The organism is Hongsoonwoonella zoysiae (assembly GCF_013266695.1).
Classification (GTDB): domain Bacteria; phylum Pseudomonadota; class Alphaproteobacteria; order Rhizobiales; family Stappiaceae; genus Hongsoonwoonella; species Hongsoonwoonella zoysiae.
The window spans coordinates 687337-706544 of record NZ_JABRXF010000001.1 but is presented as its reverse complement, the minus strand read 5'-3'; the positions used below and the strand labels follow the sequence as shown (position 1 = coordinate 706544).

Below are 19208 nucleotides of genomic sequence, written 5' to 3'. Positions count from 1 at the left end.
GATAGGTTGCCATAAGAAAGATATCCGGCTTTACGAAGGACGTCATACCGGACAAGTGAAGCGAAGCTGAACGATGAGCCGGTATCCAGCGCATCGGTCGCGCGCGAGCGCGTCCAATCCAAATGAGCAACTCACACGTCACAATTTCCGCAGCGCCACCTGCTCGATCTCGTGGCTTTCGCCCTTGGTGAGGATCAGGTCGGCGCGCGGGCGCGTCGGCAGGATGTTCTCGGTAAGATTGACGAGGTTGATCTTCGCCCACAGGTCCTCGCCAATGCGTTTCGCCTCGGCATCCTCGATCAGCGAATAGCGGTGGAAGTAGGAGCCCGGGTCGCGGAAGGCGGTTTCGCGCAGGCGCATGAACCGCTCCATGTACCAGCGCCGCAGGATGTCCATCTCCGCGTCGATATAGATCGAGAAGTCGAAGAAGTCGGAAACGAAGGGGATCGCCTTGCCGTCCTTCGGCAGGTTCGAAGTTTGCAGGACGTTGAGCCCCTCCAGAATGAGAATGTCCGGCCGGTCGACGATCACATGTTGGCCGGGCATGATGTCATAATAGAAGTGCGAATAGATCGGCGCCTTGACGTTGCGCTTGCCGGCCTTGATGTCTGAAAGGAACTGGAGGAGGGCTCCCCGGTCGAAGCTTTCGGGAAAGCCCTTGCGGCGCATCAGGCCCTCGGCCTCCAGAACGGCGTTCGGATAAAGGAAACCGTCGGTGGTGACGAGATCGACCTTCGGCGTCGACGGCCAGCGCGCCAGCAGCGCCTGGAGCACGCGGGAAGTGGTCGATTTTCCGACCGCGACAGATCCGGCGATACCGATGATGAAGGGGTTCTTGCCGTCGTTGACGCCGAGAAAATGGTTTGTCGCCCGGTGCAGCGCCTGTGTCGCCTCCACGTAGAACGACAGAAGCCGGGACAGCGGCAGGTAGATCGTCTCCACCTGGTCGAGCGAGACCGGGTCGTTCAGGCCTTCCATGCGCTGCACTTCCGCCGCCGTCAGCGTCATCGGCGTATCGGCGCGCAGGTGGCTCCACTCGGCTTCGGTGAAGACGCGATAGGGCGAAAGGTCGGGCTGCGTCATGTCGGCAATGCCCTCATCCGTCCGCATGGCGTTCACGGTGCTGTCAGGCATCCTGCACCGTCTCCTTTTCAGGCACCGTCACCCGGCCGGGCGCGAAGCCTTTTCCTCAAGCCCGGTCTGGGCGGTGCGGCGGGAAAGTTCCGCCATGACATCTTCAAGGGCGATATCGCTCGCCCGCAGAAGGACCAGAAGATGGTAGAGCAGGTCAGCCGCCTCCCCGGTCAGTTCGCTCCTGTCGCCCTTGACGGCGGCAATCGCGGCTTCAACGGCTTCTTCGCCCACCTTTTGCGCGATCTTGGGCACGCCCTTGTCCATCAGCTTGCGGGTATAGGACATGGCATCGTCGCTCGCCGCGCGCGCGCCGATAATGCGGTCAAGATCGGTAAGTGTGAATTCCGTCATTGGTCTGAGGTCCAGTGCCCTTCAGCCGTCGAGGCGCATGGCGATGCCGGCGGTGGCCATATGCGTCTTTGCCTCGCGGATCGTATGCGTACCGAAGTGAAAGATCGAGGCGGCGAGGACGGCCGTCGCATGGCCGTCGCGTATGCCTTCCACCATGTGTTCCAGGTTGCCCACGCCTCCGGAAGCGATCACGGGAACGTTTACGGCATCGGCGATCGCCCGCGTCAGCGCGATGTTGTAGCCCGCTTTCGTTCCGTCGCGGTCCATGGAGGTGACGAGCAGCTCGCCGGCTCCCAGTTCCACCACCTTCTTGGCGAATTCCACGGCATCGATGCCGGTGGCGTTGCGTCCGCCGTGCGTGAAGATTTCGAAGCGTTCCCGCTCGTCCGGCTTGTTCACCTGTTTGGCGTCAATCGAGACGACGATGCACTGAGAGCCGAACTTTTCCGCCGCCTCGCGCACGAAATCCGGGTTCGTCACCGCCGCCGTGTTAATGGAAACCTTGTCCGCGCCCGCGATCAGCAGTTTGCGGATATCTTCCACCGTGCGCACGCCGCCGCCGACTGTCACCGGCATGAAGCAGGCCTCTGCCGTGCGCCGGACGACGTCGAAGATCGTGTCGCGCCCCTCGTGGCTTGCGGTGATGTCGAGAAAGCAAAGCTCGTCCGCGCCTGCCGCGTCATAGGCCTTCGCAGCCTCCACCGGGTCGCCCGCGTCGACCAGGTCGACAAAGTTCACGCCCTTGACGACGCGCCCGTCCTTGACGTCGAGACACGGGATGATGCGGGCTTTCAGGGTCACGTAACTGGTCCTCTACGGCAAATGCGCAGTCTGTCAAATCCGTTTCATAGCAAAAAACATGGGCTTGTGCAGGGGTTTTGCCTCCCAAGCCGCGTTACCGCGGATTCGGGCGCCGCCGGTCTTGTTAAATTCGATTATTCGAATATATAAAACAAAATTCCTTTCCCCGCGTTTGCGAGAGGCGGCAGGCCGGGCTTTTCACAACGGATCGACCAATGACCGAATTCACACCGTTTCTTTCCGCGCTGGGCGGAGCCCTGATCGGGCTTTCCGCCGTTCTTCTCATGGCGGTTCATGGACGGATCGCCGGGGTCACCGGTATTCTGGGCGGCCTTCTGCCGCCGAAGATCGCCGACGACTGGGCCTGGCGGGCGGCCTTTCTGGCCGGCATGATCTGCGGCCCGCTCGCCTATGCGTTGATTACGGGCGGCATGCCGAAGATCGACGTTCCCGTTTCCGTCCCGATGTTTTTGATAGGCGGGTTCATCGTCGGCATCGGCGTCTCCTATGGCTCGGGCTGCACGTCGGGGCATGGCGTATGCGGCATGGCGCGGGTTTCCCCGCGTTCGATCGCGGCGACCGTGACCTTCATGGCGACGACCACGGTGACGGTCTTCCTCGTTCGCCACGTCTTCGGCCTTTGATACGAGGGTTTGAGACCATGAAAATGATATCGGCTTTCGCATTCGGCCTGATCTTCGGCCTCGGCATCGCCATCTCCGGTATGATCGACCCGGCAAAGGTGCTGAATTTCTTCGATTTCGCCGGCACCTGGGATCCGAGCCTGGCTTTCGTCATGGGCGGCGCGCTTGTCGTCACCGCCATCGGCTACCGGATCGTGCTCAAGGCGCCCCATCCGGCTTTCGCAAACAGCTTTTCCATCCCGACCAGACGGGATATCGATCTGCGCCTCGTTGGCGGTGCCGCCACTTTCGGCATCGGCTGGGGGCTTTCCGGCTTTTGTCCGGGCGGTGTGGTCCCGGCGCTTGGCATCGGGCGCGTCGAGCCCTGGGTTTTCATTGGCGCCGTCATCGCCGGCATGCTCGTTGCCAATTACGTGGAAAGCTGGCGTTTGCGCTCCGCCCATCCGGCCTGACGCGGAAGTTGGCGGCGGTTTGAAATACGGGGCTGAAATTTCCGGCGAACCGGGGCAGTATGCGTCGAAATTCAGATCGGATGCGGCCCTTGCCGGCCAAAGCAAAGCACGTGGACGACGCCATATGGAAATCAGACGTTTGACTCCGGAAGTTGCCGTTTCGCCGCAAATCGGCGTGGAAGACCTTGAGGCCATCAAGGCCGCGGGTTTTCGCACGATCATCAACAATCGGCCGGACGGCGAGGAGGCGGGCCAGCCCGATTCGGCCGATGTCGAGGAGGCGGCGCGTGCGCTCGGCCTCGATTTCCGCTTCATGCCGGTGATTTCGGGCGGCGTGACCGAAGGCGATGGCGACAGTTTCGCCGCTCTTCTGGACGAGGTGGAAAAGCCCGTCCTTGCCTATTGCCGGACGGGCACGCGCTGCACTGCGCTTTGGGCGCTGGCCAGGTCGCTTCGCAAGGATGAGCCGAGCGAGATTCTCTCCACCGCGCTCGATGCGGGCTATCAGTTGGAGGGCCTTCGCCCGGTTCTGGAGAAGCGCTCGGCGGGCTGACTGGCGGGGCGAAAATTCTGGCAGGCGGACCTATATCTTTTTGCGCTGCAAAAAGAATTCCTTTGACACGCCGCGCGAAACCGGTCACATGAAGGCCTGCGCGGCGTTCGATCCATTGCAGCGTGAGCGGCCAAACGTTCGGGCATGTCCCGGCCGGCCGGGCTTTACGAACGCCTTCCTCCCCTGATTTCGTACGGGGCTTCCTTCACGCGAGGCCTGTTTCCAACCGCGACGCCCCAACAACGGGCCGGCGCGCGGATATCGTTCGCATTGCGGCCGGAGCGGACAGAAGCTGCCGACCCGCAAAACCTGAAAGAACTCACTTGACCGATTTTCATTCCCTCGGGCTTGCCCGCCCGATCCTTCTTGCGCTTGATAGCGCCGAATACTCCACGCCGACGCCGATCCAGGCTCAGGCGATTCCTCTCGTGCTTGAGGGTCGAGACCTTCTCGGCATCGCCCAGACCGGCACCGGCAAGACGGCGGCCTTCTCGCTGCCGATGATCGACCGGCTTCTCGCCACGAACATCCGCCCCAGCCCGCGCGGCACTCGCGGCCTTGTGCTCGCTCCGACGCGCGAACTGGCGGATCAGATTGCCACGAATATCCGTAAATACGCCGCCAAGGCCCGCATGAACGTGAATGTCGTCATCGGCGGCGTGCCGATAGGCCGTCAGATCCGCATGATGAGCCGGGGTCTCGACATCCTCGTCGCCACCCCCGGGCGGCTGATCGATCTTTACGACCGGCGGGCGCTCCACTTCGACGACCTGGAATTCTTCGTCCTCGACGAGGCCGACCAGATGATGGACCTCGGCTTCATTCATGCGCTGAAGCGGATCGCGTCTCTCTTGCCGAAGGATCGCCAGTCGCTTTTCTTCTCGGCGACGATGCCGAAGGAAATCGCGGACCTCGCCGCTTCCTTCCTCACCGATCCGGCGCAGGTCGCCGTTACGCCGGCTGCCACCACGGTGGAGCGCGTTTCCCAGGCGGTCGCGCATGTTCCGGCAGGGCGCAAGCCGGCGGTGCTTGGCGATATTCTGTCCACCGACGAGGTGACGCGCGCCATCGTCTTCACCCGCACCAAGCGCGGTGCGGACCGCGTGTCGCGTACGCTGGAGGAAAAGGGCATCGCGGCCGTCGCCATTCACGGCAACAAGAGCCAGGGCCAGCGGCAGAAGGCTCTTGCCGGCTTTTCATCGGGCAGGCTCAAGGTGCTGGTCGCGACCGATATCGCCGCGCGCGGCATCGATATCGGCGGCGTCAGCCACGTCGTGAATTACGAAATGCCTGATGTGCCGGAAACCTATGTGCATCGCATCGGGCGCACGGCGCGTGCGGGCGCATCGGGCCAGGCGATTTCGCTGGTCAGCGCGGATGAGCGCGGCCAGCTTCGCGCGATCGAGCGGCTGACGAAACAGGCGCTCGACGTGATGAGCGGCTTCGAGCCGCAACCAGGTGAGGAGGTCGAACCGCGCCGTGGTAATGGCGGGCGCGGGCGTGGCCAGTCCCGGCCGAACGGCGGCAATGCCCGTGACGGCAAGCCGCAGGGCAATCGTTCGCGCGGCGGCGAAGCGCGCGGCAAGCGGTTTTCCGCAGACAATGAAAGCGGTTTCGGCGGGCGTTCCCGCAAGTCCTCTGAAGTGGGACGGCCCAACCGCCGCCCGCGCCAGGCGGAAGGCGAACGCGCCGGGCGATAACATCTTGTGAAAACATGAAAAAACCCGGCGGAAGCACCCTTCCGCCGGGTTTTTCTTTTTCCTGCGGCCGGTTCAGGCTGCGTTGGAGCGTGCGCGCACGCTGCCGAGGAACTGGCTTACCAGTTCGCGAAGCCGGCCTGAATTTTCCTGCAGCCGGCCTGCGGAAAGATCGACGGTCTCGGACGCGGCATGGGTGTCCTGTGCTGCCGTGGAAACCATGGCGATATTCTCCGTCACGGCTTGTGTGCCTTTGGATGCTTCGCTGACGTTTCGCGCGATCTCGCTTGTCGCCGCACCTTGCTCTTCCACAGCGGCGGCGATAGCCGAGGCGATATCGTTCATCTTCAGGATCGTGTCGGTTACCGATGAGATCGCGCTTGCCGCATCCGTCGTCTGGTTCTGGATTTCGGCGATCTGCGCGCCGATTTCCTCCGTCGCCTTGGAGGTCTGGTTGGCCAGTTCCTTCACTTCCGCCGCGACGACCGCGAAGCCCTTGCCGGATTCTCCGGCACGCGCGGCTTCGATGGTGGCATTGAGCGCAAGAAGGTTGGTCTGTTCGGCGATCGCCTGGATCAGCGTCACGACCTCGCCGATCTTTCCGGCCGTATCGGCCAGCCCCTTCATGCGGTCGTTCGTGCGCCCCGCTTCGGACGCCGCCCGAGCGGCGATTTCGCTGGACGACTGCACCTGGCGGCTGATTTCGGCAACAGATGCCGACAGTTCCTCGGCAGCGGCAGCCACGCTTTTCACGTTGTTTGAGGCCTGCTCGGCGGCGGTGGACCCCGCGACGCTTTGTTCCGTGGTTCGTTCCGCGCCGGCGGTCAGGTTGGCGGCCGCATTCTGCAGCTCGGTCACGGATTTGCCGACCGTATCGACCAGGCCGGTCACCTCCCGGTCGAAGGCCGCGCAAAGCGCCTGTATGTCGTCGGCCCGCCGGGCGGCTTCTTCCTGACGCTCATGATCGCGTGACATCAGATCCTTGCGGGCGGCTTCGTTGGCCACGAACACCTTCATGGCGTCGGCCATCCGCCCGATCTCGTCGTGCCGGTCGAAAGCATCTATCGACACATCCTCCTTGCCGTCGGCCAGTTGACGCATGCCTTCGGTCAGCTTGAGAAGCGGACGGGTGATGTTGCGAATCGAAGCCATGGCGATAAGCGCGGCGATAACGGCGCCTCCAAGGCCTATGAGGAGGACGCGCATGGCTTCGCTCCAGAAGGCGGCGTCGATGTCGTCCACATAGGCGCCGGTGCCGATCATCCAACCCCAGGGTGCGAAGGATTCGCCCCAGCCGTATTTCGCTGCCGGAACGTCGCTGCCGGCGCGCGGCCAGTGAAACAACACTTCACCACCGCCGCTTTTTCCCTGCGCGATCAGTTTGCGGATGAATGGCACGCCGTTCTTGTCTTCGGCGCCCATCATCTTCTTGCCCACGAGGGCGGGATTTACGTGAAAAACGTTCGTGCCATCGTTCTCGGTAAATCCGAAGAGATAGTCGTTGTTGCCGTAGCGCATGGCGCCGATCGATTCCGCCGCCGCCGCCTGGGCCTGCTCTCGCGTCAGCTTCCCGCTCTTTTCCAGCTCGTGAAAATGTTGCGCGATGGCAACCCCGCTTTCGGCCAGCGCCTCGATGCTGCGGAGCCGCTCTTCAAGCATTGCGGTGCGCAGCGAGGTGAGACCTACGACGGCCAGGGCAACGGCCAGCAGCGCGACGATTACGGTCGGAATTGCGATTTTCTTGGAAATGGACAGGCGGGCGAGAAACATTCCGGTGACTCCATGAACTCAAATACCTCCGGGCCGCCAGGCTTCCAAGGCTCCACTGTCGTAGGCATTCGAAACGGCCACGACGTCCCGCGACATCACTCGTCGGCGAATACCGGTAGCTTGAGGGAGTTAAAAATATTACAATATCAGGGACCTAGAGTAACCTCTGGGGGTCGTGATATTTCACAATGTCCGGCCGCAAACGCCAAGGATTTCCTCAGTTGCGGGCCTTGTGCCGACCTGAAAAAACGCTGATGGCTAGGAACTTCCGTTGAACTGACGGAGATGGCATTGGCCTGTTCGACATGGCTTTCACAGTGTCTTCATGTTGCTGCCGCAGCCGAAGGTCCGCATTTGCCGGCGAAGGCGGGAAGGGGAACGGCCGTCCTGTCCCGATATGCTCAAGACATTGATTCTGGAGCGATGTTTTGTCACGAAAACGATTCGGCTTTCGTGGAAAGCGCTCTAGAAAACACGGCAGGCGACCGGCGGCGCGCCGGGCCTGAGCCATGTTGCCCGGTTGCCGCTGCCTCTCAGTTCATAGCCTCTGAGCTTGTAGAAGAAGCCGGAGCCCGAGCGTCGCTGGTAGAGCGTGACGGGTGACAGGCCGAATTCGCGCACCACGGCGACATTGCGGCTATTGTCGAAAATGACGTTGAGTTGCGTGCCGTAATCGCAGGCGTAGTCGGCATCGCTCACCCGTGGCCGCGTCGGATAAGGCGGTTCGTACGGTGCGGCCACAGGCGGGGGAGCCACCGGCGCTTGCGGGCGTCCGGGGCGAATGTCGACGACGCGGGCGCTGCGGGAGGGTAGATAGATACCGAGGCACCGGCCGCGCGGTGAGGAGACGAGCCAGGGGTGGCCCATCACCGTTGGCTGGCGCAAAACGCCACCCGGCGGAATATTCGCCTCCAGCACCCGGTCGCCGCGATAGTCGATCCAGTTCAGGAACACGGGCTGACGGCGGTTGTTGCGGAAGGTGATCGACGCCGGCTCGTCGCTCGCTATCGCGCGGATCACGCCTTCGTTGGCGCAGGTCGGCCCATCTGCGGGAACGGCGGGCGCGCCTTGTCCGTAGCCGGGCGCTGGCCGGGCAGGGTCTGCCTCTACGATCCGTTGTGGCGGCGAGCAGAGCGTGTGGAAGCGGCGCACCTTGGCGGCACTCCCGTCAAGCGAGACGGAATAGCGCCATTCGCCCCCGATCCCGACCTTCAGGTCGTAACCGCGCGCGAGATCCTCCCACAGCGGATCGCCGGTCTCGATCGTGAATGTCGGGTGCGACTGGTCGGTCTCTTCGTTAAGGGGCGCACCGACGGCGCGGTAACGGCGCGCCTCCTCGCGCGCCTGCAGCGCGACATCGACGGGAGAACCTTCTCGCAAGCTATCGGTGGATTCGGCCAGCGTGATCTCCGCCTCGCCGCTTTCGGCGGTGCAGGTCGCGTAAAAGGCGATGTCGTCGGTCTCGGGCGTGCCGTAGATGAGAGCGGCCGTCCGGTCCGTGCCGGATGGGTCCTCGACGATCCACCGCTTGTTTGCATAACGGGTGAGCAGGCCCTCACCGTCGCCCGTATCGGTGCGCAGGCCGTTCGCATCGGCCTCGCCGGAGAGCGTGTCCCGCGGAGTGCTTCTTGCCGTATCGGTTTCGCCTGAGCGGTCCTGTCCGGGCCGCTGCGGCCTGCTGCCCCCGCTGAGCGGCGGTGCGGAAGGTGAAGTTCGCGAAGGCACGGCCTGGCGCACCGTGCGCTGCTGGCGTTCGCCTTGGCGGGCTTCGCCCGCCGTATCCGCGGCGATGAACACCCTGTTGTCACCGCAAAGGTCGTCTTCCTTGTTGAGAATGCGCCCGTCCTGCAAAACGATGCGAAGGTCCTGCCGGCAGGTAATGCGCCCCTGGTTCGCGGGGTCGCCTTCCACTTCGACATAAGCCGTGCCCGGTGCCTTGCGGGTGATTTTCGCAGGCCTTCCCGAAATCCTGACCTCGCGGATTTCCGAGCCGTCGTCCACCTCGATCATCACGACTTCGCGCTCGATTCTGAGCGCCTCGCCGGTTGCGACGCTGACCTGGTAGTTGGTCGCGCAAAGGTCTAGCGTCTTGCGCAGCTCGTGTCCGTTCGACAGGCGGAAACGCAGCGATCTGCGGCAGACGAAGCTTTCGTCGGGCTTGCCGATTTCCACGAAGACGTTGTCTTCGCTGCGCCCGACTTCCCTCAGCCGCTCATTGGCGAAATAGACCGCCTCGACATTCACATCCGCGTCATCCGTGCCGACGGAAAGGATGCGCGTTTCGGCAATCGCCGCTCCGGCGCCAAGGATTAGAAGGATAGCGCCACAAGCGGCGAGCCGGTAAGGCCGGAGAAGTGCGAGGATCTGTGTCGGCATCCGATTACTCGAAAAGACGTCGTTTCTTTGTGGCATGTTCGGTATCTTGCAAATACCCGCTTGCCGATGAACCCAAGCTGAACGTTTCGGACCGAATTCCGGCTTCAATATGAAAATGCGGCATCTTCGGCGCGTCACGCTCGCAAATCGGGTGGAGACTGGCCCTGCCGGCGGAGTATTGTCGCGCTGCAAACGAATTTGAAGGTGGGACATGACGCAAGCCGCAACCATCGACATGGCAATGGCCGGCACGGCACTTCCGGAAGGCACGGAAGACGCTTCGCGCGACTATGAGGTCGTGCGCAGGACGCTGCAGGCGATCACCGAGAACTGGCGTGAGCAGCCGAGCCTGGAAGAGCTCGCGCATGATCTGGATCTCCAGCCAATCCAGCTGCAAAGGGTTTTCTCGCGCTGGGCGGGCATCACGCCGAAGCAGTTCCTGCAGGCGATCACGCTCGATCATGCGCGCGCGCTTCTCAAGGATTCGGCAAGCGTGCTCGACGCGTCGCTGGAAGTGGGCCTTTCCGGCCCCGCCCGCCTGCATGACCTTTTCGTCACCCACGAGGCGATGACGCCGGGCGTCTACCGGGCAAAAGGCGCGGGCCTCACCATCTCCTACGGCTTTCACCCTTCGCCCTTCGGGCAGGTTCTCGTCATGGCGACGGAGATGGGCCTTGCCGGCCTCGCCTTCTCCGATCCCGGCGAAGAGGAGGCGGCGCTTGAAGACATGACATCGCGCTGGCCGAAAGCCGAATATGTGGAAGACCGCGCGGCGACCGCGCCTTACGTGAGGCGCATCTTCAACCGGGAGGAATGGTCGCCGGATCAGCCCTTGAAAGTAGTGCTCATCGGAACGGATTTCGAAATCCGGGTGTGGGAAACGCTGCTGCGCATCCCGCTAGGGCGAGCGACGACCTATTCGGATATCGCCGAGCGTCTGGGCAAACCCACGGCGGCGCGCGCCGTCGGCACGGCGGTCGGCAAGAACCCGATCTCCTTCGTGGTGCCGTGTCATCGGGTGATCGGACGCAGCGGCTCGCTGTGCGGCTATCACTGGGGCTTGACCCGCAAGCGCGCGATCCTCGGCTGGGAGGCCGGCGTTTCCGGCGCGATTACGCCTTAACGAAAGCTCGGCCCGTGCACCCAGGTGACGAGCGAGTGGCGCACGCCATTCGTGACCGGCGTCACCCTGTGCAGCACGTAGCTTGGAAAGACGATAGCCGTGCCACGTTCGCGCGGCATCGCCTCTTCGCGGCCGCTGGCGTTCACCTCCAGCATGCCGCCCTCGTAGCTTTCGGGCACTGAAAGCTGCACGACGATTGTCAGCTTGCGGAACCTTCCGAAGCCCTGCCCGCCCCGGTCGGAGTGCCAGTCGTAGTGGCCGCGCTCCTCCGCCCTGTAGCGGGTAAGCTGCAGCGCCTCGTCGAAGCCGCCGAGCACATAGTCGAAAGCCTCACGGTTGATGTCGGCAACGAAGCCCATCATCCGCCGCATGACCCATTCGTCCGTATCCTCGCCTTTCAGCCAGATCACGTCCGTGCGGCGGATGTCCGGCATGCTCACCTCGCCGACGAGGCCGGCATCTTCCGCGTGTCGGGTCGTGAAGCGCTCTATCAGTCGCTCGCATTCTTCAGCGGTAAAGAGGGCGGGTCTCACGACGTAATTGGGTGCGAAGCGGTTGCCGTAGCCAATCTCGCCAAGCGGCGCGCCATAAACGGGGATCATCGGTCGTTTCCTCCGAAAAAGCGCTGAATCCGGCGCCATCGAAGCCGTTCGGGGCGGGTGTCTCCAACCGGCAGAGCGATATGCGGCCAGTCTCGGCGATTTGCAAGCGGATTCGCCTTTATCGCGCGTAAAGGTAGCGCTGCGGCTTGTGGCCGATCCGCATCACCGACAGGTCGGTATCGAAAAATATTACGCGGCGTTCACAATTTGGCCGAAGTTGGCGGCCAGTTGGCCCATTGCAGGTGGAGAAAGGCTCGCGTTTACAAGCGACCCCCGCCGAACCTTATCGACAACTGTGCAGGGTGCGCTCCATGTTGAACCGTACGGCCGTCGCCGGCATCATAGCGCTTGGCGCCATGTCCTTTCCCTTCGAAGCCCAGGCCCAATGCGGCAAGGCGTCCTGGTATCAGCTCACCAGCCGCACCGCGAGCGGCGTGATGGCTAACCCGGAAGCGATGACGGCGGCGCACCGCTCGCTTCCCTTCGGAACGCAAGTGAAGGTCGAAAACCTCTCCAACGGCAAGTCGGTCGTCCTGAAGATCGTCGATCGCGGCCCCTTCGTGCGCGGCCGTGTCATAGATGTATCCCGGCGCGCGGCGCGCGAGCTTGGCTTTCTTCGCAAGGGCGTTGCGCGTGTGAAGGTCATGGACGCCGAAAGCGGCAAGAGCATCAACGCCTGTTGACGGACCGCAGCCTAGTGCATATCCCGCGAAATCCGGATCGGATTTCTCGAAAAGGATATGCTCCAGCATGTATTACTGGAGCGAATTCTCGTCACGAAAGCGATCCCGCTTTCGTGGAAAGCGCTCTAGAAAGAAAATCGGTCCTGACCAGGGGGAGGGAGGGGGGTTCCGCCCGGTCAGGACCGCCGCATCTCCTGAACAAGAGACAGCCTCAAGACAGCAGGATTCGTTTGCTTAGCAAAGCGTAAACTGTTTTCATTTTGAAAAGCCGCTTCGGTTTCAATGACTTGCATTGGGGATGCGGGCCGCATGCGCCCGTGGCACCTTCGGGAATCAGTCTCGGCTGCTGCGGGATTCGCATTCGCCGGTCTTCTGTTTGCCTATGGGTAGAGCCGTTCAGTCCGTTTTCTGCTGCTGCTGCTGTGCTGCTTCATCTCGTCCAGCTTTTCCTTGACGCGGTCGCGCTCCGGCCTTCGCGGGTTGAAGGTCGTGTCCGGCAACTGTGGATCGGGGAAACTCCGTCTTTCGCCGGCGTTCGGGCCGTAGCGTGTCGGCGGCAGCGGGCGGGAAAGCGGGTCCGGGCGGCGTGGCGCCGGCGCTGGCGTCAGCGCGCTTTTCGGCGGTGTCGGCGGGGTGATGTTGCTAAGCGGCGGTGTCGAAGGGGTGCTGTGCAGGAGTGGCGGGGTCGAGCTTTGCGCGCCTGCTTGCGTTGCATGTCCCGCCAGCAAAAGCGTCGCGCACAGCCCCGTTATCATCGCGGACTTCATGACGTGCCTGTCCTTTCCGGTGCGGGTTCCCGCGCTTCCGCCAGGAGCCAGTCCCTGAAGACGGTTACGACCGGGCGCAGCGTCCGGTTTTCCGGATAAACGAAATGATAGGCCGTATCGAGCTTCAGGGAAGAGCCGAAAAGCTGCGTAAGCCGCCCGGACGCCAGTTCCTCTCCGATGAAGAAACGCGGCAGAAGGGCCGCGCCCAGGTCATGTGCCGCGGCTTGCGTGATCATTCCGAATTGTTCGAAACGCGGCCCCTGGAAGGCGGCGTCGGTCTCGATGCCCGCCGCCTCGAACCATTGCCGCCAGGCAAGCGGGCGGGTCGACTGGTGAAGCCGCGTCACACGCGTCAGGTCGGCGGGTTGCCGGATCGCATGCCGCTCCTTGAAGGCTGGCGAGGCGACGGCCACCACTTCTTCCTCGAAAAGCGGCTCCACGACGCCGCCCGCCCACACCGCCTCGCCGTGGTGGATGGCGGCGTCGAAAGGCTCCTTGTCGAAGTCGAAGGGGCGAAGGCGGACCGCCAGATTGAAGCTCGCCTGAGGGTAGATTTCGTGGAACCGCGCAAGGCGCGGGGCAAGCCAGCGGGTGCCGAAGGTTGGTAGCGTCGCGAGGTTCAGCACATCCGCACTTCCCGCAAACGACATCACCTGCCGGGTCGCGCCCGTCAGGTGGTCCAGCGCCTCGCGCACGTCGTGCAGGTAAAGCCTGCCGGCATCCGTCAGCAGAATGCGCTGGCGCACGCGCTTGAAAAGCTCCACCCCCAGCCGGTCTTCCAGTTGGCGCACCTGCTTGGAAACGGCACCTTGCGTCAGGTGCAGTTCTTCCGCCGCCCTCGTGAAGCTGCCGTGGCGCGCGGCGCATTCGAAGGCGATCAGGCTGTCGGCGTGGGGCAGGAAACCGCGTCGCAATGTTCATTCCATCTTTTCATGAAGTCGGGAGAACATATCACTTTTCGCAAAGCGCGCGAGAGGCAAGAGTCCGGCACCCGAAATCCGCCGTAAATTCGCCCGCCACTTGCCGTTTGGCGGCGTTGCGGCTTGGCGCGGCACGGCGATCTGCCATATTTATCTTGGAAAAGCCGCCGCTCGGCAGGCGGAGCCATGCAAGAAGGCGACGAGGAAACCACCATGAGCAAACATCATTCCGACCCGACAGGCGGCGGCAGCTTCGCCTGGGACGACCCGTTCCTGCTGCGCGATCAGTTGAACGAGGACGAGGTCCTCATCATGGAAACCGCGCGTGCCTACGCACAGGACAAGCTCCAGCCCCGCGTGCTTGAAGCTTATGCGAACGAAAAGGCCGACCGCGACATCTTCTACGAGATGGGCGAGCTTGGCCTTCTCGGCATCACCCTGCCGGAGGAATACGGCTGCGCCGGTGCGTCCTACGTGTCTTACGGTCTGGTCGCGCGCGAGATCGAGCGTGTGGATTCAGGCTATAGGTCGATGAACTCCGTGCAGTCCTCGCTCGTCATGTACCCGATCTTCGCCTACGGGTCGGAGGAGCAGCGCAAGAAATACCTGCCGAAGCTGGCTTCCGGCGAATTCGTCGGCTGCTTCGGCCTGACGGAGCCTGACGCAGGTTCCGATCCCGCCGGCATGCGCACGCGCGCTGAAAAGATCGACGGCGGTTACCGCATCAAGGGCTCCAAGATGTGGATCTCCAATTCGCCGATCGCCGATGTCTTCGTCGTCTGGGCGAAGTCGGATGCCCATGACGGCGCGATCCGCGGTTTCGTGTTGGAAAAGGACATGCGCGGCCTTTCGGCGCCGAAGATCGGCGGAAAGCTCTCGCTTCGCGCCTCCATCACGGGTGAGATCGTCATGGATGGTGTCGAGGTGGGTGAGGATGCGCTGCTGCCCAACGTTTCAGGCCTGAAAGGCCCCTTCGGCTGCCTCAACCGTGCGCGCTACGGCATTTCCTGGGGTGCGCTGGGCGCTGCGGAAGACTGCTGGCACCGCGCGCGCAACTACGGGCTGGAGCGCAAGCAGTTCAACAAGCCGCTCGCCCAGACGCAGCTTTTCCAGAAGAAGCTTGCCGACATGCAGACGGAAATCACCCTCGGCCTGCAAGGCTCGCTTCGCGTCGGCCGCCTGCTGGACGAAAGCCGCGCCGCACCGGAGATGATCTCCATCGTCAAGCGCAACAACTGCGGCAAGGCGCTGGACATCGCCCGCATGGCGCGGGACATGCACGGCGGCAACGGCATCCAGGAGGAATATCACGTCATGCGCCACGCGCAGAACCTGGAAACCGTCAACACTTACGAGGGCACGCATGACATCCACGCGCTGATCCTCGGCCGCGCCCAGACGGGCCTTCAGGCGTTTTTCTGATCGCGAGCTCAGCGGTTGAATTGAACAGGGCGGCGGTGGTGACACCGCCGCCCTTTTGGCGCGTGATTTGAATCAGTTCAGCCTTGTCCACCGGGCGATAACCTGGCGATGCGGCCGTTTGCCGAAAGGCGGTATCGGATCCGTTTTAGACTTTCAGGACATGTGCAATGGAGGCGCGGTCATCCGGTCGCGAAGTGTAAGTCTGTACCGAAGCGGAAACTGGTTCTAATCCGGCAGACCCGCTTTGCGCAGGCCATCCAGATAATGCTGCCTGTCTTCCTGTCTGCGGTACTCGATTCTTGGCGTGATCCGAGCAATGGAAAAACCGGGATTGATCTCAAGGACCTCGCTTGCATGCTGCCGGGCCTTCTCGATCTCGCTCAACTGAGCGTGGCTCGCAGCCAGGATCAGGTGATCCCAGATGGCAAGCGACTTTGCCCTGTTCAGGACCGATATGGCCTCTTCGTAGTCCTTTTCCAGGTAATGAATCGCCGACAATACCGAGCCGTACCAGTCCGGATGATGGGGATTGCGGCGTATCGCATCCTCAATCCACTTATGTGCCTCCTCGAACTGGCCATCGTCCCTCAGAAGCATAGCCCGGGTAGCCAGCAAGTCCCCGTCGTTGGGGTTCAGTTCTACGGCTCGAGCAATATGTTGAAGGGCCTTCTCATGGTCCCCGCGCGCCGCACTGATTTGTCCGAAGAGGCGATGAACTTCGTAACCGGGGGCCCCTTCCTCATTGGCCATCTGCGCTAAGCGGTAGGCCTGATCGAGGGCCTCGGTTCCCGTATCGGTCCATTGCGCGTCGTAGTCGAGATAGTAGGTCCAGGCGAGGCCCAGGTGAGCGTCCGGCAATTTGGGATCAAGTTCCAGAGCTTTCTTGTAAAGGCGGCGCGCTTCCTGGTTTGAATCTTTCGTAAGTTTGTGGAGTGCTTTGGAACCTCGAAGGCTGAAGTCGTAGGCTTCGAAACTCTCGAGTGGTTTGCTCCGCAGGCTTTCCGCTGCCTCAAGCCAAATCTTTTCACCAAGGGCCGTCACCACCGAACGAACGATATCGTCCTGCACGACCAGGATGTCGGTTACCTCTCGATCGTATTTTTCGGCCCAAACGTGGTTTTGTTCGCGCGTATCGACAAGCTGGACCGTCACACGTATATGGCTGCCACCAAGCTGCACGCTGCCTTCAAGGAGATAGCGAACGCCGAGTTCCTGCCCGATTTCCTTGGCGGTTTTCGTCTGCTCCCTGTATGAGAAGGCAGATTCACGAGAGATCACGAACAGATTGCCAAAGCGGGATAGCTCGGTGGTGATGTCTTCGGCAATTGCATCAGACAGGTAGGTCTGATCGGCATCACCGGACAAGTTCTTGAACGCCAGCACCGCGATTGAGGTTGCTTCGGTTCGCAAGTCGTGCACCGGTCCATTGGCGGTATCTGAGCTGGAGCGGGGCGCAAGTTGCCACCAGGCTACACCGCCGAGCAGCGCCGCCAGCAAACCAAGAGCCATGAAGATTTTGGGCTTCCGGTTGCGTGGCTGCAGTGAAGGAACTGCCACGACAGGCGTCGATAGCGCCGATGCCTTCTCATCCAGTAGTACGCGAAAGGCACGGATTGGCCGGGCAATATTCTTGACCTTGATCTCGCCAAGTTCCTCGAGGTTGAGATCAACCTTGTCGCGAATCTGGTCACGCACATTACGTCCGATGCAGATACCGCCAGGCTCAGCCAAACCTTCAAGCCTTGCCGCAATGTTGACCCCATCACCGAAAATATCATCGTCCTCGACAATAACATCGCCGATGTTTATGCCGACGCGATAATGTATCCGCTGATCCTCGGTGAGGTCAGCGTTGCGCCGGCGCATTTCCAACTGCATTTCCGTGGCGAAGGTCACGGCATCTACGACGCTGGGAAACTCCATCAGCGCGCCGTCGCCCATAAGCTTGATGATACGCCCGTTATACTGCGCAACTTTCGGATCGATCAGTTCGGCGCGCCGGGCTTTGAGCGCTGCCAGGGTGCCGCTCTCGTCCACGCCCATGAGACGCGAATAGCCAACTACGTCAGTCGCCAGAATTGCAGCAAGACGTCGTTCCACAAGCGAACTCCTCGCTCATTACGCTAATCCTATATCGGCGAGGAATCTATGCTGACGAACTAGTGCGCCGTATCCGCGTATGGTCATTGTCAAAGGACGCCAGTTGCCGTCATCAATGTTCCCTGTCGATCGCTGGCGGGCAGTGCTGATGCAGCCCTGCCAACACCCGCATCTGGCAAGGCGATCAACCTTGCCGCCCGCCCGAGCGACGAGGCCGAGGACGGCGATATTCTTCCCGGTCCGCGGGCCGGTGTCGCGGTGGAGGATGCCTATCGGCTTGAATCGAGGGGCGAGATAAGCCTGAAGGGTATCAGGGAGCCGCTGGAGGTATTCAGGCTGAGCGGTGCAGCCGCGACATGATCCGATTTCGGGCCTTCGCAGGAAAGCGGTGAACCGGTCAGGTTCCGAAGCGCCGCTTCTTACCTCCCCGCCTCCTCAATCAATCGATCAATAAACGCCTCGCATTTGTCGAGCTCCGAGACCGCTACGAACTCATCTGCCCGGTGCGCCTGGGCGATGGAGCCGGGGCCGATGACGACGGTCGGGATCGCCGCCAGTTCCTGAAAGCGTCCGCCCTCCGTGCCATAGGCGACCTTGGAGTGGTCGTTCTTGCCGGCAAGGCGCTTGGTCAGTGCCGTCACCGGCGCTTCCGGGCTGGTGTCGAGGCCGGGAAAGGATGAGATCCACTCGAAGGCAATGCCCGTTTCCGGCGCTTTCGCCTTCATCTCCGGCTCCAGTACGTCCGCCGCAAAGCGCTTCACCTCGTCCACCAGCGCGTCGGCATCCTCGCTCGGCAGCACGCGGAACTCGAACTGGAATTCGCAAGTCTCCGGCACGATATTGAGCGCGGTTCCGCCCGAAATCGTGCCGGTATGCCCGGTCGAAAAAGGCACGTCATAGAGGTGATCCCGTGGCCCGCCTTCCAGCCGTTCCGAAATCTCGCGGATTTTCAGGATCAGCCTCGCCGCATAATCGATTGCGTTCACCCCTTCGGGTGCTAGCGAGGAATGGCACGGCCTGCCCGTGACGATTGCCTTGAGCGACCGTTTCGACTTGTGCCCCAGCACCACCTGCATTTCCGTCGGCTCGCCGACGAAGCAAGCTTCGGGTTTCGGCAGCGTTTCCATCATTTTTTCAATGAGGGACGGCACGCCCTTGCAGCCCACTTCCTCGTCATAGGAAAAGGCAAGGTGAAACGGCTTCTTCAGGTCGGCGGCACGCACCGCGTCGACGCGGGCGAGGCAGCAGGCCAGAAACCCCTTCATGTCGCAGGAGCCCCGCCCGTAAAGCTTGCCGTCACGCTCGATCAGGTCAAACGGGTCGTGGGACCAGTCCTGCCCGTCCACCGGCACAACGTCCGTATGGCCGGATAGCACGTAGCCCGGCACCTCCGCCGGGCCGATGGTCGCGATAAGGTTCGCCTTCTCGCCCGTCTCGTCGTAGATGCGGGTGGAGGAAATACCGCGTTCCTTGAGAAAACTCTCCACCCAGTCGATCAGCGCAAGGTTGGAATTGCGGCTCGTCGTGTCGAATGAGACGAGAGCCTTGAGGATATCCCTGGCGGAAGGGGAAGCTCTTTCGGTGGCGGTCAATTCGGGGGCTCGCTGTTCGGGCGGGGGCTGCGCGCAGCTTTCATCTTCTTGAGAAAAGTGGGGAATTTCACCCGGCGGTCAAGTTTCACACATTCGTAGTCGATTTTCGTTTGGCCTGAATAAAATAGCATAATAGCCTTTCCGACAAGCTGATGCGCCGACATGCCGAGAACCCGTCAAAACAAGAAATCGGGCGGCGAATGTGAGGGTGTTGTCGGCTG

General features: G+C 62.1%; 17 protein-coding genes. 7 read left to right on the top strand and 10 right to left on the bottom strand.

Annotation, left to right across the window (positions count from 1 at the left end; genetic code table 11):
• Window positions 1–138: 138 nt before the first annotated feature.
• The 3 genes from coaA to hisF are packed head-to-tail and all read right to left on the bottom strand — an operon-like array spanning window position 139 to window position 2286.
• Complete coding sequence (gene coaA, locus HPQ64_RS03255; protein ID WP_172886941.1) at window positions 139–1134, bottom strand: type I pantothenate kinase; 996 nt, start codon at window positions 1132–1134, stop codon at window positions 139–141.
• A 27-nt stretch (window positions 1135–1161) separates the two neighbouring features.
• A complete protein-coding gene (locus HPQ64_RS03250) occupies window positions 1162–1485 on the bottom strand; it encodes a phosphoribosyl-ATP diphosphatase (protein ID WP_172886940.1) in 324 nt (107 codons plus the stop codon).
• A 21-nt stretch (window positions 1486–1506) separates the two neighbouring features.
• Window positions 1507–2286, bottom strand: coding sequence for an imidazole glycerol phosphate synthase subunit HisF (hisF, locus tag HPQ64_RS03245; protein ID WP_172886939.1), 780 nt, complete (start codon window positions 2284–2286; stop codon window positions 1507–1509).
• A 215-nt stretch (window positions 2287–2501) separates the two neighbouring features.
• Between hisF and HPQ64_RS03240 the strand changes: the two genes are divergently transcribed.
• The 4 genes from HPQ64_RS03240 to HPQ64_RS03225 all read left to right on the top strand — a co-directional run bounded on the left by HPQ64_RS03240 (window position 2502) and on the right by HPQ64_RS03225 (window position 5635).
• Window positions 2502–2930 (top strand): YeeE/YedE family protein, encoded by a 429-nt coding sequence (locus HPQ64_RS03240; protein ID WP_172886938.1) that lies wholly within the window; start codon window positions 2502–2504, stop codon window positions 2928–2930.
• A 17-nt stretch (window positions 2931–2947) separates the two neighbouring features.
• Window positions 2948–3382, top strand: coding sequence for a DUF6691 family protein (locus HPQ64_RS03235; RefSeq protein ID WP_172886937.1), 435 nt, complete (start codon window positions 2948–2950; stop codon window positions 3380–3382).
• Between the two features lie 124 nt (window positions 3383–3506).
• Complete coding sequence (locus tag HPQ64_RS03230) at window positions 3507–3935, top strand: protein tyrosine phosphatase family protein (protein ID WP_172886936.1); 429 nt, start codon at window positions 3507–3509, stop codon at window positions 3933–3935.
• Window positions 3936–4258: 323 nt separating this feature from the next.
• Entirely contained in the window at window positions 4259–5635 is a 1377-nt protein-coding gene (locus HPQ64_RS03225) for a DEAD/DEAH box helicase (RefSeq protein ID WP_172886935.1), read from the top strand.
• A gap of 72 nt (window positions 5636–5707) precedes the next feature.
• On the opposite strand, the gene HPQ64_RS20540 is transcribed toward HPQ64_RS03225, so the two are convergent.
• Window positions 5708–7402, bottom strand: coding sequence for a methyl-accepting chemotaxis protein (locus HPQ64_RS20540; protein ID WP_172886934.1), 1695 nt, complete (start codon window positions 7400–7402; stop codon window positions 5708–5710).
• Window positions 7403–7867: 465 nt separating this feature from the next.
• The gene (locus HPQ64_RS03215; RefSeq protein ID WP_172886933.1) at window positions 7868–9778 is read right to left on the bottom strand and encodes an MliC family protein; all 1911 of its coding nucleotides are present in this window, start codon (window positions 9776–9778) and stop codon (window positions 7868–7870) included.
• A gap of 211 nt (window positions 9779–9989) precedes the next feature.
• On the opposite strand from HPQ64_RS03215, the gene HPQ64_RS03210 reads away from it, so the two are divergent.
• Window positions 9990–10901: a methylated-DNA--[protein]-cysteine S-methyltransferase gene (locus tag HPQ64_RS03210; protein WP_172886932.1), complete on the top strand. Its 912-nt coding sequence runs from the start codon at window positions 9990–9992 to the stop codon at window positions 10899–10901.
• Here HPQ64_RS03210 and HPQ64_RS03205 read toward each other — a convergent pair.
• Window positions 10898–11503, bottom strand: coding sequence for a 2OG-Fe(II) oxygenase (locus HPQ64_RS03205; RefSeq protein WP_172886931.1), 606 nt, complete (start codon window positions 11501–11503; stop codon window positions 10898–10900). The genes HPQ64_RS03210 and HPQ64_RS03205 overlap by 4 nt on opposite strands.
• Before the next feature lie 311 nt (window positions 11504–11814).
• Between HPQ64_RS03205 and HPQ64_RS03200 the strand changes: the two genes are divergently transcribed.
• Window positions 11815–12186, top strand: coding sequence for a septal ring lytic transglycosylase RlpA family protein (locus HPQ64_RS03200; RefSeq protein WP_172886930.1), 372 nt, complete (start codon window positions 11815–11817; stop codon window positions 12184–12186).
• A 380-nt stretch (window positions 12187–12566) separates the two neighbouring features.
• On the opposite strand, the gene HPQ64_RS03195 is transcribed toward HPQ64_RS03200, so the two are convergent.
• Together HPQ64_RS03195 and HPQ64_RS03190 are read right to left on the bottom strand one after the other, a co-directional pair.
• Window positions 12567–12953 carry a hypothetical protein gene (locus HPQ64_RS03195; RefSeq protein ID WP_172886929.1) on the bottom strand — a complete coding sequence of 129 codons (387 nt, stop codon included), beginning with the start codon at window positions 12951–12953 and terminating at the stop codon, window positions 12567–12569.
• Window positions 12950–13867 (bottom strand): LysR substrate-binding domain-containing protein, encoded by a 918-nt coding sequence (locus HPQ64_RS03190; RefSeq protein ID WP_172886928.1) that lies wholly within the window; start codon window positions 13865–13867, stop codon window positions 12950–12952. The genes HPQ64_RS03195 and HPQ64_RS03190 overlap by 4 nt, the downstream gene beginning before the upstream one ends.
• 219 nt (window positions 13868–14086) lie before the next feature.
• On the opposite strand from HPQ64_RS03190, the gene HPQ64_RS03185 reads away from it, so the two are divergent.
• Window positions 14087–15295 (top strand): acyl-CoA dehydrogenase, encoded by a 1209-nt coding sequence (locus tag HPQ64_RS03185; RefSeq protein ID WP_172886927.1) that lies wholly within the window; start codon window positions 14087–14089, stop codon window positions 15293–15295.
• Window positions 15296–15520: 225 nt separating this feature from the next.
• Here HPQ64_RS03185 and HPQ64_RS03180 read toward each other — a convergent pair whose 3' ends face one another.
• Window positions 15521–17395, bottom strand: coding sequence for a tetratricopeptide repeat protein (locus HPQ64_RS03180; RefSeq protein ID WP_172886926.1), 1875 nt, complete (start codon window positions 17393–17395; stop codon window positions 15521–15523).
• Window positions 17396–17814: 419 nt separating this feature from the next.
• On the bottom strand, window positions 17815–18987 hold the full coding sequence (gene argE, locus HPQ64_RS03175) for an acetylornithine deacetylase (RefSeq protein ID WP_172886925.1): 1173 nt from the start codon (window positions 18985–18987) through the stop codon (window positions 17815–17817).
• Window positions 18988–19208: the final 221 nt, after the last annotated feature.